This window comes from Mesorhizobium sp. WSM1497 (assembly GCF_001672455.2).
GTDB classification, from domain to species: domain Bacteria; phylum Pseudomonadota; class Alphaproteobacteria; order Rhizobiales; family Rhizobiaceae; genus Mesorhizobium; species Mesorhizobium ciceri.
The window spans coordinates 719,788-733,788 of sequence record NZ_CP021070.1 but is presented as its reverse complement, the minus strand read 5'-3'; the positions used below and the strand labels follow the sequence as shown (position 1 = coordinate 733,788).

At 64.0% G+C, this 14,001-nt stretch carries 12 protein-coding genes; 5 read left to right on the top strand and 7 right to left on the bottom strand.

Translation table 11 applies throughout. The features are described from left to right. The first annotated feature begins 49 nt into the window (after positions 1–49). From A9K65_RS03515 to A9K65_RS03500, 4 genes are all read left to right on the top strand, one after another. Positions 50–2,134 carry a hydantoinase/oxoprolinase family protein gene (locus A9K65_RS03515; protein WP_064992755.1) on the top strand — a complete coding sequence of 695 codons (2,085 nt, stop codon included), beginning with the start codon at positions 50–52 and terminating at the stop codon, positions 2,132–2,134. A 1-nt stretch (position 2,135) separates the two neighbouring features. Beyond that, the gene (locus tag A9K65_RS03510; RefSeq protein ID WP_064992756.1) at positions 2,136–3,878 is read left to right on the top strand and encodes a hydantoinase B/oxoprolinase family protein; all 1,743 of its coding nucleotides are present in this window, start codon (positions 2,136–2,138) and stop codon (positions 3,876–3,878) included. A 123-nt stretch (positions 3,879–4,001) separates the two neighbouring features. Beyond that, entirely contained in the window at positions 4,002–4,778 is a 777-nt protein-coding gene (locus A9K65_RS03505; protein WP_063170417.1) for an ABC transporter substrate-binding protein, read from the top strand. 52 nt (positions 4,779–4,830) lie between these two features. Beyond that, on the top strand, positions 4,831–5,961 hold the full coding sequence (locus tag A9K65_RS03500; RefSeq protein ID WP_064992757.1) for an aminomethyltransferase family protein: 1,131 nt from the start codon (positions 4,831–4,833) through the stop codon (positions 5,959–5,961). Between the two features lie 191 nt (positions 5,962–6,152). On the opposite strand, the gene A9K65_RS35875 is transcribed toward A9K65_RS03500, so the two are convergent. Then, complete coding sequence (locus A9K65_RS35875; protein ID WP_244514377.1) at positions 6,153–6,410, bottom strand: hypothetical protein; 258 nt, start codon at positions 6,408–6,410, stop codon at positions 6,153–6,155. 16 nt (positions 6,411–6,426) lie between these two features. Here A9K65_RS35875 and A9K65_RS03495 point away from each other — a divergent pair, with 16 nt between their 5' ends. Then, positions 6,427–6,804 (top strand): Fic family protein, encoded by a 378-nt coding sequence (locus A9K65_RS03495; RefSeq protein ID WP_348626661.1) that lies wholly within the window; start codon positions 6,427–6,429, stop codon positions 6,802–6,804. A 16-nt stretch (positions 6,805–6,820) separates the two neighbouring features. Here the strand turns inward: A9K65_RS03495 and A9K65_RS03490 are convergent, their stop codons facing one another. The 6 genes from A9K65_RS03490 to A9K65_RS03465 form a co-directional block, all read right to left on the bottom strand. Further along, the gene (locus A9K65_RS03490) at positions 6,821–7,477 is read right to left on the bottom strand and encodes a methionine ABC transporter permease (protein ID WP_027161152.1); all 657 of its coding nucleotides are present in this window, start codon (positions 7,475–7,477) and stop codon (positions 6,821–6,823) included. Continuing rightward, positions 7,458–8,555 (bottom strand): methionine ABC transporter ATP-binding protein, encoded by a 1,098-nt coding sequence (locus tag A9K65_RS03485; RefSeq protein ID WP_013528558.1) that lies wholly within the window; start codon positions 8,553–8,555, stop codon positions 7,458–7,460. The genes A9K65_RS03490 and A9K65_RS03485 overlap by 20 nt, the downstream gene beginning before the upstream one ends. 91 nt (positions 8,556–8,646) lie before the next feature. Continuing rightward, a complete protein-coding gene (locus A9K65_RS03480; protein ID WP_013528557.1) occupies positions 8,647–9,501 on the bottom strand; it encodes a MetQ/NlpA family lipoprotein in 855 nt (284 codons plus the stop codon). Positions 9,502–9,744: 243 nt separating this feature from the next. Then, positions 9,745–11,232, bottom strand: coding sequence for an aldehyde dehydrogenase (locus A9K65_RS03475; protein ID WP_064992759.1), 1,488 nt, complete (start codon positions 11,230–11,232; stop codon positions 9,745–9,747). Next, entirely contained in the window at positions 11,229–12,431 is a 1,203-nt protein-coding gene (locus A9K65_RS03470; protein ID WP_064992760.1) for a cytochrome P450, read from the bottom strand. The genes A9K65_RS03475 and A9K65_RS03470 overlap by 4 nt, the downstream gene beginning before the upstream one ends. A gap of 49 nt (positions 12,432–12,480) precedes the next feature. Beyond that, on the bottom strand, positions 12,481–13,929 hold the full coding sequence (locus tag A9K65_RS03465) for an APC family permease (RefSeq protein WP_064992761.1): 1,449 nt from the start codon (positions 13,927–13,929) through the stop codon (positions 12,481–12,483). Positions 13,930–14,001 lie beyond the last annotated feature (72 nt).

Here is a 14,001-nt window from a genome sequence, read left to right as displayed (position 1 = left end):
CTTTCCAAACTGACGCATATCCGTAGTCCGCGCATTTCGGGTTTCGACGATGGAAGAGAATATTTCGGCGCAAGCGCGCGATCCCCAGGGAAATGTCGTTGCCGGTATCGATGTCGGCGGCACCTTCACCGACCTGCTCCTGATCGACGGAAGCGATGGCGGCAGGGTGTATCTGGCCAAGACGCCGACCACGGTCGACAACCAGGCCTTCGGTGTCGTTTCGGCGCTCGGCGCCACCGGATTTCCGATCGACGGCATCGACCTCATCGTGCATGGCACGACCACCACCACCAATGCGGTGCTCGAACGCCGGCTGGCGAAAACCGGCATGATCACCACGCGCGGTTTTCGCGACGTGATCGAGCTTGGCCGGCGCACGCGGCCGCAGGCCTATGGCATGACCGGCAGCTTCGTGCCGATCATCCCGCGCAATCTCAGGCTCGAAGTGTCGGAGCGCGTCGAAGCGTCGGGTGCGATACGCACACCGCTCGACGAGGCCGAAATGCGCGAGGCGGTAAAGACGCTGATCGCGGCCGGTTGCGAATCCCTCGTCATCCATTTCCTGCATTCCTACGCCAATCCGGCGCACGAGCGGCGCGCCACCGAAATTGCCGCCGAGCTCTGGCCGAACGGCTACATCACGGCAGGCCATGCGCTGCTGTCGGAGGCGCGCGAGTTCGAGCGCGGCGTCACGGCTTCGGTCAACGCCTCGGTGCAGCCGATCCTCGAGCGTTATGTCGAGCGGCTGCGCAAGGAACTGGCTGCAAAAGGCTATGCCCGCGACTTCCTGATCATGAACGGCAATGGCGGCATGATCTCTGCCCGCTTCGTCACACGTGAATCGGCCAAGACTGTCATGTCCGGTCCGGCCTCGGGCGTCATCGCCGCCGCCTACACCGGAAAACGTGCCGGCTTCGAAAACCTCGTCACCTACGACATGGGCGGCACTTCGACCGACGTGGCGCTGATCCGCAATGCCGAGCCGGCTGTCTCGAACGAGATCGAGATCGAATATGCCATGCCGATCCATGTGCCGATGGTGGCGGTGCACACGGTCGGCGCCGGCGGCGGCTCGATCGCCCGCGTCGACGCGGCCGGCCTGATCCAGATCGGCCCGGAAAGCGCCGGCGCCAATCCCGGCCCGATCTGCTACGGGCGCGGCGGCCTCGATCCGACCATGACCGACGCCAATCTGGTGCTCGGCCGGCTGGCGCCGAAGAAGCTGCTGGCAGTCGAAAACCCGGTCACATCAGAGCGCGTCACCGGCATCTTCGAGGAGAAAATCGGCAAGCCGACCGGCCTGTCCGGCGTCGAGGCGGCGGGCGCGGTGCTGCGGCTCGGCAACATGAAGATGGCCGGCGCCATCCGCATGGTGTCGGTGTCACGCGGTCATGACCCCCGTGATTTCGCGCTGTTCGCCTTCGGCGGCGCCGGGCCGCTGCATGCGACTGCCCTGGCGCGCGAACTCGGCCTGCCCAAGGTGTTGGTGCCGGCGCGTCCAGGCATCACCAACGCGCTCGGCTGCGTCGTTGCCGACCTGCGCCACGACTTCGTCAACACCATCAACCAGCCGGTGTCGGTACTCGACGAAACGCATCTTTACGCAGTATTGGAACGGCACCGAAACGAAGGCGAGGAGCTGATCGGCAAGGAAGCGGTAAAGCCGGAGACGATCCGCGTCACCCACTCCGCCGACATGCAGTTCGTCGGCCAGACCCACATCATCAACGTGGCGCTGCCGTCCTCCTCGGTGACCCGGGCAACGCTGCAGCAGCTTTTCGAAAAGGCCTATTTCGCCCGCTTCAAGGTCGAGCTGCCGGAAATCCGAGCCAATCTCGTCAATCTCAATACATCGGTCACCGGCGTGCGTCTGGCGATCGATCTGTCGCGCCTGATCGATCCGGCGGGGCGCTCAGCAACGCTCGACGAGGCGCGGCGCGAAATCCGGCCGGTCTGGTATGCCGGCCGTTGGCACGACACGCCCGTATATGCGCGCGAGAAGCTGCCGCTCGATGCTATCATCGAAGGCCCGGCGATCCTCGAACAGATGGATGCCACCACCGTGCTCGAACCCGGCGACCGCGCACGCAGCGACGCTGACGGCAACATCATCATCGACATTGGCGAGGCCTGATATGGCAAAGCTCGACGCCATCACCCTTTCGGTCCTCCAGGCGGCCCTGCAGCAGGTCTGCGACGAGATGGACCTTACGTTCTCTCGCGCCGCTTTCTCGCCGGTCATCGCCGAGGCCAATGACCGTTCCGACGGCATCTATTCGGCTGTCGACGGTTCGCTGATCGCGCAAGGCAGCCAGGGCCTGCCGGTGTTCGTCGGCGTCATGCAATATTCGACCAGGATGGTGATCGAGATGATCGCCGACGGCCGTTGCCTGGCGCCGGAACCAGGCGACATCTACGTCGTCAACGACCCCTATCTCGGCGGCACCCATCTGATGGATGTGCGCTTCGCCATGCCGGTCTACCGGGACGGCAAGATTTTCTGCTGGCTATCCAACACCGGCCACTGGCCCGACATTGGCGGCTCGGTGCCGGGCGGATTTTCAGCCTCGGCGACTGCCGTGGAGCAGGAAGGCCTGCGACTGCCGCCCGTAAAACTGTTCAAGAAGGGCGTGCTCGATCCGGAAATCTACGCCATCATCTGCTCCAACATCCGTGTCGCCGACCAGCGCATCGGCGACATCCGCGCCCAAGCTGCCGCACTGCTGATCGGTCGGGACAGGCTCAATGGAATCCTGGATCGTTACGGGGATGAAACGGTTGTAGAGGCGATCGCCGAACTGCGCCGCCGCGCGGCCGAGCAGATGCGCGCCAACATCTCAGCCATTCCCGACGGCACCTACCATTCGAAGGCCTTTGTCGATTCCGATGGGGTGGTCAACGAGCCGCTGATCATCGCGCTCGCCGTCGAAAAACAGGGCGACACGCTGACCTTCGATTTCACCGGTTCGTCAAAGCCCTGCGCCGGGCCGATGAACAGCGTGCTGGCGACGACCCTATCCTCGGTCTATCTCGCCATGCGCCACATTTTCCCGGATGTACCGATCAGCGCCGGCGCGTTTGAACCCCTGATCGTCAAACGGCCGGAAGGCACGTTCCTCGACGCCAAATATCCGCGGCCCGTCTCGGGCTGCGCCGCCGAGGTGTCGCAGCGCATCGCCGAGGCGGTGTTCGCGGCGATGGTGCAGGCATTGCCGGACAAGGTGACCGCCGCACCCGCCGGTTCCAGCGGCAATTTCGCACTCGGCGGCAACGACCCGGCACGCGGCCGCGACTACGTCATGTATCAGATCTCCGGCGGCGGTTATGGCGGCAATTCAGGCCATGACGGCCTGACCAATGGCTGCTCGACCATCGGCATCTCCAAGTCGCCGCCGGTCGAGATCATGGAACAGGCATTCCCGGTGCTCTACCGCCACTACGCCTTGCGTGAAGGCTCCGGCGGCGCCGGCAAGCATCGCGGCGGTTTCGGCCTCGCCTATGAGGTGGAAATCCTGCGCGGCGACGCCCGCGCTTCCTTCGTCATGGACCATGGCCGGTTCGGCCCGCAGGGCGCGCTTGGCGGCAAGGACGGCGCCGTCAACACGGTGACCGTCTTCCGCAACGGCGAGGAACACGTGCCGCCGCATTTGTCCAAGGAACAGGACATTGCGCTCAAGGCCGGCGACCGCGTGCGCGTCGGCACGCCGGGCGGCGGCGGCTATGGAGATCCGCTGCAGCGCGATGCCGATCTTGTGCTGCGCGACGTGGCGCTGGGGTACTACACATCAGAGGAAGCCACCGAGAAGTTTGGCGTTGTCCTCTCGGCCGGGGAGTTGGCCATCGACCGGACGGCCACCGACAAGCAGCGCGTCGGCTAACACATCACCGATCGCTCGCCTGGTCTGCTCGCCGCGCCGCGATCGCCGTAGCGCATGTCGTTTCCGTCTCCGCCGCGCGCCTGGAAGACCGTAGACTTCCCGCTTTCAACGGGGATCTCGAACATGCGTCTTTTCGGTCGTTTCGTGCTTGCCGCTTCCGTCGCCCTCACCCTTGCCACGGGTGCCGCCTCCGCCCAGGACAAAAAACTCAGGATCGGCACCGAAGGCGCTTATCCGCCCTTCAACTACGCCAGCGCCGACGGCACGCTGGGCGGCTTCGACATCGAGCTGGGGAAGGCGCTGTGCGCCGAGATGAAGGCTGAGTGCGAGTTCAGCGTGCAGGATTTCGATGGTTCCATACCGGCGTTGCAGGCCGGCAAGTTCGACGCCATCATCAACATCACCATCACGCCCGAACGGGCCGAGAAGGTCGAGTTCACCCACAAATACTACCAGACGCCGCCGGCCATCGCCGTGCCGAAGGATTCGACCATCGCAGGCACCTCGCCGGACGATCTGAAGGGCAAGGCGCTCGGCGTGCAGACCGCGACCATCCACCAGAAATTCGCCGACCAGAAATATGCAGGCTCGACGGTCAAGGCCTATCCGACGGGCGACGATGCCCGCACCGACATGGCCAATGGCCGCCTCGACGCGATGATGGACGGGTCGATCATCTTGACCGAGTGGTTGAAGAAGCCAGACGGCGCCTGCTGCAAGCTGCTCGGCACGCTGACCGCCGATCCGGCCATACACGGCCCCGGCGTCGGCATCGCCCTGCAAAAGGGCAACAAGGAACTGGCCGACAAGCTCAACGCGGCCATCGACGCGCTGCGCGCCAATGGCAAGTACAAGGAAATCAACGACAAGTACTTTTCCTTCGACGTCTACGGCAGCTGAGAACGACAACATGCCTTCCGGCAGCGCCGGCTGGCGCTGCCGTTTTTCTTGAATGATGGAGACTTCCTTGGCTGAGCGGCGTTCCCCTTTCTACAGCAGCATCGTCGGGCTGGGCGCGACCATGGGTCGTGTCGGGGGCGATTTCATCTCCGCTAAAACCTATTCCGGCATTGCCGACGAGCATCTGAACACCCGCAAAAATGTCGGCGTGCAGGATCTCAGCACCATGGGCAAGATGGACATCAAGGGGCCGGACGCCGAGGCGCTGGTCAACCATGTCATCGTCAATAATGCCGCTGCCATGAAACCGGGCCAGGTCCGCTATTCCACGGTGTGCCGCGAGGATGGCGGCATCATGGACGACCTCACCGTGTTTCGGTTGGGTCCGGAGCACTTCATGCTGGTAACCGGCTCGGTCAACCGCCTGAAGATGCTGCCCTGGCTGTTGCATCACGCGCAGGGTCGCAAGGCCTATGTCACCGACATAACCGCAGCCATCGCCTTCCCGACCATCCAGGGCCCGCGCTCGCGCGAACTGCTGAAAGCGTTGATTGCGGATGCCGATCTAGATGGACTGAAGCGCTGGTCGTTCACGTCAGGCCACATCAACGGCACGCGGGTGCTGATCTCGCGCACCGGGGTCACCGGCGAGCTCGGCTTCGAATTGTTCGTGCCGGCCGACGAGGCCGCTTCGGTCTGGGATGCGCTGATGCGGACCGGCCGGGACTTTGGCCTGAAACCCTATGGCGTGCTGGCAATGTTCACGCTGGGCCTGGAAAAGGCCTATCCGGCGCACGGCATCGACATGGACGAGAGCCGCACCCCGTTCCATGTCGGGCTCGACCGCTGGATCAAGTTCGACAAGGGCGATTTCGTCGGCCGGCAAGCGTTGCTCAAGGTTCGCGACAAGGGCCTCGAAGAGCAATGGGTCGGCCTGATCCTCGACGGCGACACGCCGGCCGCCACCGATGCCAGGGTCCTGGCCGATGGCGAGGACGCTGGCACCGTCACCTACAGCGATCACGGCTATTCCCTGGGCAAGGTGCTGGCCACGGCGCACCTGCGGCTGCCTTTCACCGCGATTGGCACCGAACTCAGCATCGACATCGACGGCAGGCCGAGCCGTGCGGTCGTGGCGCCGATACCGTTCTTCGATCCCGAGGGGGGGAGGTTGCGCGGCTAACTGGGCTTACCCTGGAAATCATTTTGGTCTCTCCTCAATGGTTATGATATTGTCTCGAAATGAAGTCTCCTAGCTCACGAGCCAGCCGTTCAGCCAAGACCGGCCAGTTCGTGCTGACCAGCGAGCGCGGCGAGAAAATCAGCGCCGTGGAAGGCATGACCTTATCGCCTCGCATGGCGAAATTACTCGCCCTAGGCGTACGACACGGACTGTCCGGTGATGAGCGGCGTTCGCTCATCAAGGAAGAAATCCGCAAGAAGAAATAGACGTTGGTCTACGCCGCTGAGTTCGATCCGCTGTGCTACCCCGGCACGACGGTGCTCATTAACCTGTTGGACATCCGCGACCAAGCTGAGCTTGATGAAGTCGAGCTCGCGCTGTTCCTGACTCGCGCTGACGAGCCATTGCCGGCAGGCGAACTCGACTACCGTCACTATCTCGGCCTGCACCGGCACCTGTTCCAGGATGTGTGGCTGGGCCGGTCAGCCGCGCACCATCCGCATCGGCAAGGCCGGCAATTGGTTCTGCTATCCCGAACACATCGCCACCGAGATGGCGCGGGTCTTTCGCGAACTCGGCAATCCCGACCGCTTAGCTCATCTCGACGGCACCAGCTTTGCGAAGCATCTGGCGCACATCGTCGCGGAGATCAACGCCGTGCATCCGTTTCGCGAAGGCAACGGCCGAACCCAGCTCACCTTCCTTGCGATGCTCGCCGAGCACGCGGGCCTGACATTCAATGACGACATCCTTGAACGGGATCGCGTCATTCAAGCCATGATCGACAGTTTCAGCGGTTCAGAAGCGTCATTGCAAGCACTGATAGAAGACATCATCGCCTAGTTCGTCGGCCTAACAATCACCCCCGTCTATCCAGCCTCGCCACCAACCGATCCCCCACCCATTGGATGCCGCAGACCAGGATGATCAGCACGATGACCACTGCGATCATCACCGACGTCTCAAAACGCTGGTAGCCGTAGCGGATGGCGAGGTCGCCGAGGCCGCCGGCACCGATGGCGCCGGCCATGGCTGACGCACCGATCAGCGTCACCAGCGTCACCGTGAAGCCGGCGACGATGCCGGGCAGGGCTTCTGGCACCAGCACCTCGCGGATGATCGTCCAGCGGTTGCCGCCCATGGCGCGCGCCGCCTCGATCAGCCCGCGATCGACTTCGCGCAGCGACACTTCGGCGATGCGCGCATAGTAGGGCGTGGCGGCGATCGACAGCGGCACGATGGCTGCCCATGTGCCGATCGAGGTGCCGACGATCAGCCGCGTCACCGGGATCAGCGCCACCAGAAGGATGATGAAGGGTACCGAGCGGAAGCCGTTTATGATGGCGCCGAGCGCCCGGTTCACCCAAAGGCTTTCGGCAATGCCGCCGCGTTCGGTAGCAATCAGCGCCAGGCCGAGCGGCAGGCCGAAGACCAGCGAGATGAGGCCGGAGGCGGCCGTCATCAGCACCGTCTCCCAGATCGAACGCAGCAGAAGTTCAAACAGGATTGGCGACATGGCCAAGCACCTCCACCCGCGCCTGGCGGGCCTTCAGGAATGTGATGATGTCAGCAAGATGATTTGCATCGCTGCCGGGAACCGACAGGAACAGCGTGCCGACCGGCTGCTGCTGGATATGGTCGATGCCGCCATGGACGAGGCGGAAGGCGCCTGGAACAGCCGTGGCAAGGTCGGACAGCAATGGCCTGCTTGCCGCTTCGCCGGCCACATCCACGCGCAGGATCGTCTCCGGGCCGGCTGCCGGCAGCAGCCGGGCCGCCAGTTCGGCTGGCAGCTGCGGCCGGATGGCGCCGAGCAGGCTTTTGGTGATGTCTGATTGTGGGTCGGCAAACACCGACCAGACCGGCCCTTGCTCGACGATGCGTCCGGCGTCGATCACCGCCACGCGGTCGGCGATGGAACGGATCACCTCCATCTCATGGGTGATCAAAAGGATGGTCAGGCCAAGCTGCCGGTTGATGTCCTTGAGCAGTGCGAGGATGGAGCGCGTCGTCTCCGGATCGAGCGCCGAGGTGGCTTCGTCCGACAGGAGCAGCGCCGGGCGCGCGGCAAGCGCCCTGGCGATGCCGACCCGTTGCTTCTGGCCGCCCGACAGCGACGCCGGATAGGCCTTGGCTTTCTCCGACAGGCCGACGAGATCGAGCAGTTCGGCGGCGCGCTTCAGTCGCTCGGCTTTCGGGCGGCCCTCGATCTTCAGCGGCAGCGCCACATTGTCCTCGACGGTCTTGGCCGACAGCAGGTTGAAATGCTGGAAGATCATGCCGATGCGCCGCCGCAGCGGCTGCAGGTCGCGCTCGCCGAGCCGGCTGATCTCGCGGCCCTCGATGAACACCTCGCCGGAGTCAGGCCGTTCCAGCCCGTTCAGGCAGCGGATCAGCGTCGATTTGCCGGCGCCGCTGCGGCCGATGATACCGAGGATCTCGCCCTTGCGCACGGTCAGCGAAATGCCGTCGAGCGCCGCCGTCACACCGAAATGGCGCTTCAGGTCGACAAGGCGCACGACATCCTGAGATGCGTCGGGCCGGGTCTGGGTCGGATCGGCGGTCTTCCCGGATGCCGTGATATGCTGGTTCATGAATATTCCTGTTCCCGAAAACGCAATCGCGGCCCGCGCCTGAGCGCGGACCGCTGTTGCTCTCGAACCGGGCTTCCGGCCGAGGACCGGATCAATAGGCGCTGAGGCCGGTGCCCTTGTAGACCTTGTCGAACTCGGCCTTCACCGCCTCGTTCTGATAGGAAGCCACCAGCGTCTTCACCCAGGCCTCGTTCTCGTTACCGGTCTTCACCGCGATGAAGTTGCGGTAGGGATTGTCGGCGATAGGCTCCTGCGCGATGCGGTTTTCCGGCGACAGGCCGCTTTTCAGCGCCCAGTCGGTGTTGACTACGGCCGCATCGAGATCCTCGACCGAGCGGCCGACGATACCGGCGTCAAGTTCCTTGATCACCACCTTCTTCGCGTTCTCGGCGATGTCGGCGGTGGTGGCCAGAATGCCGGTGCCATCCCTGAGCTTGATCACGCCCTCGTTCTGCAGCACGCGCAGCGCCCGGCCTTCATTGGATGGGTCGTTGGGCACGCCAATGACCGCGCCCTCGGGCAGGTCGGCAACCTTGCTGAACTTCTTAGAGTAGAGGCCGATCGGCCAGACGCCGGTATAGCCGACACGGACGATGTGGTAGCCTTGCGTCTTGATCTGGTTGTCGAGATAGGGCTGGTGCTGGAAGGCGTTGGCGTCGATCTCGCCGCGCTCCAGCGCCTCGTTGGGCTGGGTGTAGTCGTTGAATACCACCGTCTCGATGGCAAGGCCCTTTTCGGCGGCTTGCGCGACGACGACGCGCCAGACGTCCTCGTCCTCGCCGCTGATGATGCCGACCTTGATCGCCTTCTTGTCCTCGGCAAACGACGCATGCGGTGCAATCAGGCTGCCGATCGCGACGACCGAGGCGAACAGCAGAGCAAGGCCACTGCGCCGGTTGACGGTTGACCCAGGGGAAGATGGCAAAGTGTTCTTGAAGTCAGTCATGATTGATCTCTGCGGTTGTGAGTCATGGCAGCGAGGCGGATTGCCTAGCCTTGGTCGCATCCTCAGAAATTCTATCAAGTTTATCAAAGAACGCGTTTCGCCATTCTCGCCAAAGCCGGGAATATCCTCTCAAAATTTTCAAGAGCGTGAGCAAAAGCCGCCGCTTGACCGGCCGCAGCGGATCGCGGCGCGATCTTGCGCGCGTCTGGAGGTCGTCAGATTCTCAGAGAGCTCAGCGTGCCGTCAAAGCGCGATCCAGGCCGTCTTCAGTTCCAAATATTTCTCCAGCGCGTGCAGCGACTTGTCGCGGCCGAAGCCGGACTGCTTGACGCCGCCGAGCGGCACGGTGATGTCGGCGCCGCCATAGGTGTTGACGTGGACGACGCCGGCATTGATGGCGCGCACCATGCGATGCGCGGTGGAGAGATTGGCGGTCCACACCGCGGAGGCAAGCCCGTAGATGGTCGAATTGGCGAGCCGAACCGCCTCCTCCTCGGTCTCGAAGCGCATGACGCCGAGCACCGGCCCGAACACCTCCTCGCGCGCCAACTGCATGTCCTGCATGACATTCTCGAAGATCGTTGGCGCCATGTAGCTGCCACCGGTCTCGGTCAGCATCCGCTGGCCGCCGGTGACGAGACGGGCACCTTCTTCCGTGGCCCTGGCGACGAAACCGAGGTTCTTGTCCAGCTGTTCGGCGCTCGATACCGCGCCGACATCGCTGGTGAGATCAAGCGGATCGCCGACTTTGAGCCGCATGGTTGCCGAGAGCAGTTCGTCCATGAAGCGGTCGTAGACCGCTGACTGGACGAGAAGCCGCGAGCCGGCGACGCAGACCTGGCCGGAATTGCGGAAGATGCCATTGGCCGAGACGACCGCTGTCTGTTTCAGGTCCGGGGCGTCGGCAAAGACGATGTTCGGCGACTTGCCGCCGAGTTCGAGGAAGACGCGCTTCAGATTGGAGCGAGCGGAATATTCGAGCAGCCGCCTGCCGACCGGGCCGGAACCGGTGAAGGCGATGGCGTCGACATCCATATGCAGACCGAGCGCCTCGCCGGTGACCGCGCCAAGCCCGGTGACGACGTTGAGCACACCGGCGGGCAAGCCGGCCTCGCTTGCCAGTTCGGCCAGCCGCAGCAGCGTCAGCGAGGCGATCTCCGGCGGCTTGACCACCACGCAATTGCCGGCGGCAAGTGCAGGCGCGATCTTCCAGGCACCGATCATCAGCGGGAAATTCCACGGCACGATGACGCCGACGACGCCGAGCGGCTCCTTGTGGATCAGTCCGAGCACATTCTCGGCCGTCGGTGCTATCTCGCCATAGACCTTGTCGATGGCCTCGGCATAGTAGCGGATGGTGCCTGCCGCCGACAGCGGTTCTGCCTTGTAGGCCATGCCGATCTCGGTGCCGTTGTCGCGCACACCGAGCACGGCGAGCTCATCGGCGTGTTTCTCGACCAGCTCGGCGAATTTCGTCAGCACCTTCTTGCGAAAGGCGGGTGCGGCGCGCGACCACGAGCCCTTCTCGAACGCCTTGCGCGCCGACTTCACGGCGCGGTCGATATCGGCGGCGTTGCCGTCGGCGATGCTGGCGAAAGGTCGGCCGTCGATCGGCGACGTCACCGGCAGGCTTGCGCCGCTTGTTGCCTCGACCTGCACGCCATCGATGAACAGGCCCTGCGCGCCGATCTCCGTCTTGCGCAGCGTTTCGATGGCATTCTGACTGATCATTGGTGACGGACTCCAAGGGAAACATGCAATGTGATTGGCGCGCGGAATTCCCAGCCGCGAAACACCGGTTCCCTGCTCGGCACAAGGCTGAGATCAGGGAAGCGTTGGAGCAACAGCCGCACCGCAAGGCACATCTGCTCGCGTGCGAAGAACCGGCCCGAACAGAAATGATGGCCGAAGCCGAAGGCGGCATGGTTGCCTTCGTTGCGGTTGATGTCGAAGCGGTCGGGATCGGCAAAGCGGCTCTCGTCGCGGCTTGCCGAAGCGACGAGGGCGGCGACGGCAGCGCCGGCCGGGATCGTCACGCCGCCAAGCTCGACTGCCCGCGTCGTCTGCCGCGTCTGCGTGCCGATCGGCGCCACCCAGCGCAGGCCCTCGTCGACCGCCCTCGGCACGAAAGTCTCGGGATCGGCGAGCACCTGCCGCAATTGCTCGGGATGGGCCAGCAGGCCGGCGAGGATCGAGCCGGCGCCATGTCCGGGCTCCTGCATGCCGCCAAGCAGGATGACCTTGATGCTGGGCATCAGAAAGTCGATCGGCCGCGTCGTGCCCTCCGGCATGCCGTCATGCAGCATATGCGACAGCGCCGAGTCATCTGGCTGGCGCGCAAGTCTTTCCAGCGTCGGCAGGATGGCGTCGCCGACCTCGGCACTGGTTGCGTCGGCGATCTCCTGCCGTTTCGGATCGTTCTCGAAATTGATGGCGCCCTGGGCAAGGCCGTAGAACCAGCGGCGCAGCGTCGGCATATCGATGCCGGCAAGGCCGAGCGAGCGCGCCAGGCTGAGCGTCGACACCGGCTCGAAATAATCGGCCATCAGCTCGGCGGAGCCCTGGTTGACGATCCGGTCCAGAAAAGGTTCGGCAATCGACCGCACGAGGTCGCCGGCATAGGCGGCGACGGTGCGCGGCCGGTATTTCGGGTCGACGCCTTGGCGCAGTTGCTTGTGCGTCTCGCCATCGGTGGTCAGGATGGTCGGCTTGCCGAAGGAACGCTCAACTGGTGACGAGCCGACGACGGCGGAGAAGATCTCGGGCGACTTGGCGACGCTCTCGACATCCTTCCAGCGGGTGACGAACCAAAGATTGACCGCCGGCACGAAAGCGACCGGCGCACTGCGCCTGAGCTCTGCATAGATCGGGTAGGGATCGGCTTCCAATGCCTCGACGGTGATATTTTCGGCAAAGCTCAAATCCGCCACTCCCCTTGTGGTGTAAGGGGCGGCGTGGCATGCCGCCCCTTTGCTTTTCTCAATCTTTCAGCGGCTGGCCGAGGTTTTTGAACGCGACCGGATCGCGGCTCTTCAGCGCGCTGGCCAGCAGCAGGCCGACGATCGCGGCGATCAGCACCAGCCCCGGCAGGAACACGCCAAGGAAACCGCCGGCTCCCGACAGGCTGCCGAAATTGATGACGATCAAATAGATGATGATGACGAAGGCGATGAAGGTCAGCCCGGGCAGGATGGTGGTCTTCAGCGCATTCTCGTGGGCCGCCGGGTTGGCGCGGAAGAACATCACCACGGCAAGCGATGCCACCGCCATCATCACGATGACGCCGAGCGTCGCGACATTGGTCAGCCACGAAAACAGCGCCAGCACCGGATCGAGGCCGAGCACGGCGAACAGGCCGACAACGACCGCGGCGAGCACGCTCTGGACGACGGAAGCGACGTGCGGGCTCTGGTGCACCGGATGCGTCACGCCGATCGTCTGCGGCAACAGCTTCTCGCGGCCCGAGACGTAGATATAGCGCGCAACCGCATTGTGGAACGCCAGCACGCCGGCAAACAGGCTCGACACGAACAGGATGCTCATCGCCTGCGAAAGCATCGTGCCGGCGTAGCGGTCGGACAGGCCGAACAGGAAGGTCGTCGGATCCTGCAATCCCTGCAGCGTCGGCAGCAATTTGTCGACACCGGCGCCGACCGCCATCAGCCATGCCGTGAGCATGTAGAAGACGCCGATCAGCACGACCGAAAAATAGGTGGCGCGCGGAATGGTGACCTTTGGGTCGCGGGCTTCCTCGGCATAGATCGTCGTCGCCTCGAAACCGATGAAGGCGGCGAAGCAGAACAGGATGGCGATGGCCGGCGAGCCGCTGACGATCTGGCTCCAGCTGAATGGCGCCGCCGACAGGCCGCTATCGCCGCCGGTCTTGAGGATGGCGATATCGAGGATCAGCACCACAAGATATTCGCACAGCACCAGCACCGTCAGGATCTTGGCGGAGAGGTCGACCTGCCGATAGCCGAGCACGGCGACCAGCGCGATGGCGATGAAGCTCCACACCCACCAGGGCAGGTTGATGCCCCAGCCGGCGAACAGGCCGGCGGTTGCGGCGCCCAGCAGGCCCATGACGCCGATCTGCATGGCGTTGTAGGACAGGATGGCGATCAGCGCCGTGGCGCCGCCGGCCATGCTGCCGAGGCCGCGTGCGGCATAGGCATAGAAGGCGCCGGCATTGCCGACATGGCGTGACATGGCGACATAGCCGACCGCGAACAAAAGCAGCAGCACGGTCACGATGAGATAGGTGCCGGCAAAGCCGGCGCCATTGCCCATCAGCATGCCAAGCGGCGTGCCGCCGGCGACTGCCGTGAGTGGGGCGGCCGCAGAAATCACCATGAAGGTGATGGCGCCGACGCCAAGACTGTTCTTGCGCAGCCTGTTGGCCGGCGCCTGTTCCGAGACTGCTGTCATTGATCCCTCCTGTTTGCAAACCCTTGAGTTCGCCGGCCGAATGGCCTGTCCCATGCACTCTGGTGGTTGGTT

Excerpts from the sequence above, each read along its gene's own strand:
- A9K65_RS03495 (WP_348626661.1), top strand. The coding sequence starts at position 6,427 with ATGTGTGGCTGGGCCGGTCAGCCGCGCACCATCCGCATCGGCAAGGCC.
- A9K65_RS03485 (WP_013528558.1), bottom strand. The coding sequence starts at position 8,555 with ATGAACCAGCATATCACGGCATCCGGGAAGACCGCCGATCCGACCCAG.
- A9K65_RS03490 (WP_027161152.1), bottom strand. The coding sequence starts at position 7,477 with ATGTCGCCAATCCTGTTTGAACTTCTGCTGCGTTCGATCTGGGAGACG.
- A9K65_RS03480 (WP_013528557.1), bottom strand. The coding sequence starts at position 9,501 with ATGACTGACTTCAAGAACACTTTGCCATCTTCCCCTGGGTCAACCGTC.
- A9K65_RS03500 (WP_064992757.1), top strand. The coding sequence starts at position 4,831 with ATGATGGAGACTTCCTTGGCTGAGCGGCGTTCCCCTTTCTACAGCAGC.
- A9K65_RS03465 (WP_064992761.1), bottom strand. The coding sequence starts at position 13,929 with ATGACAGCAGTCTCGGAACAGGCGCCGGCCAACAGGCTGCGCAAGAAC.
- A9K65_RS03515 (WP_064992755.1), top strand. The coding sequence starts at position 50 with ATGGAAGAGAATATTTCGGCGCAAGCGCGCGATCCCCAGGGAAATGTC.
- A9K65_RS03505 (WP_063170417.1), top strand. The coding sequence starts at position 4,002 with ATGCGTCTTTTCGGTCGTTTCGTGCTTGCCGCTTCCGTCGCCCTCACC.
- A9K65_RS03510 (WP_064992756.1), top strand. The coding sequence starts at position 2,136 with ATGGCAAAGCTCGACGCCATCACCCTTTCGGTCCTCCAGGCGGCCCTG.
- A9K65_RS03475 (WP_064992759.1), bottom strand. The coding sequence starts at position 11,232 with ATGATCAGTCAGAATGCCATCGAAACGCTGCGCAAGACGGAGATCGGC.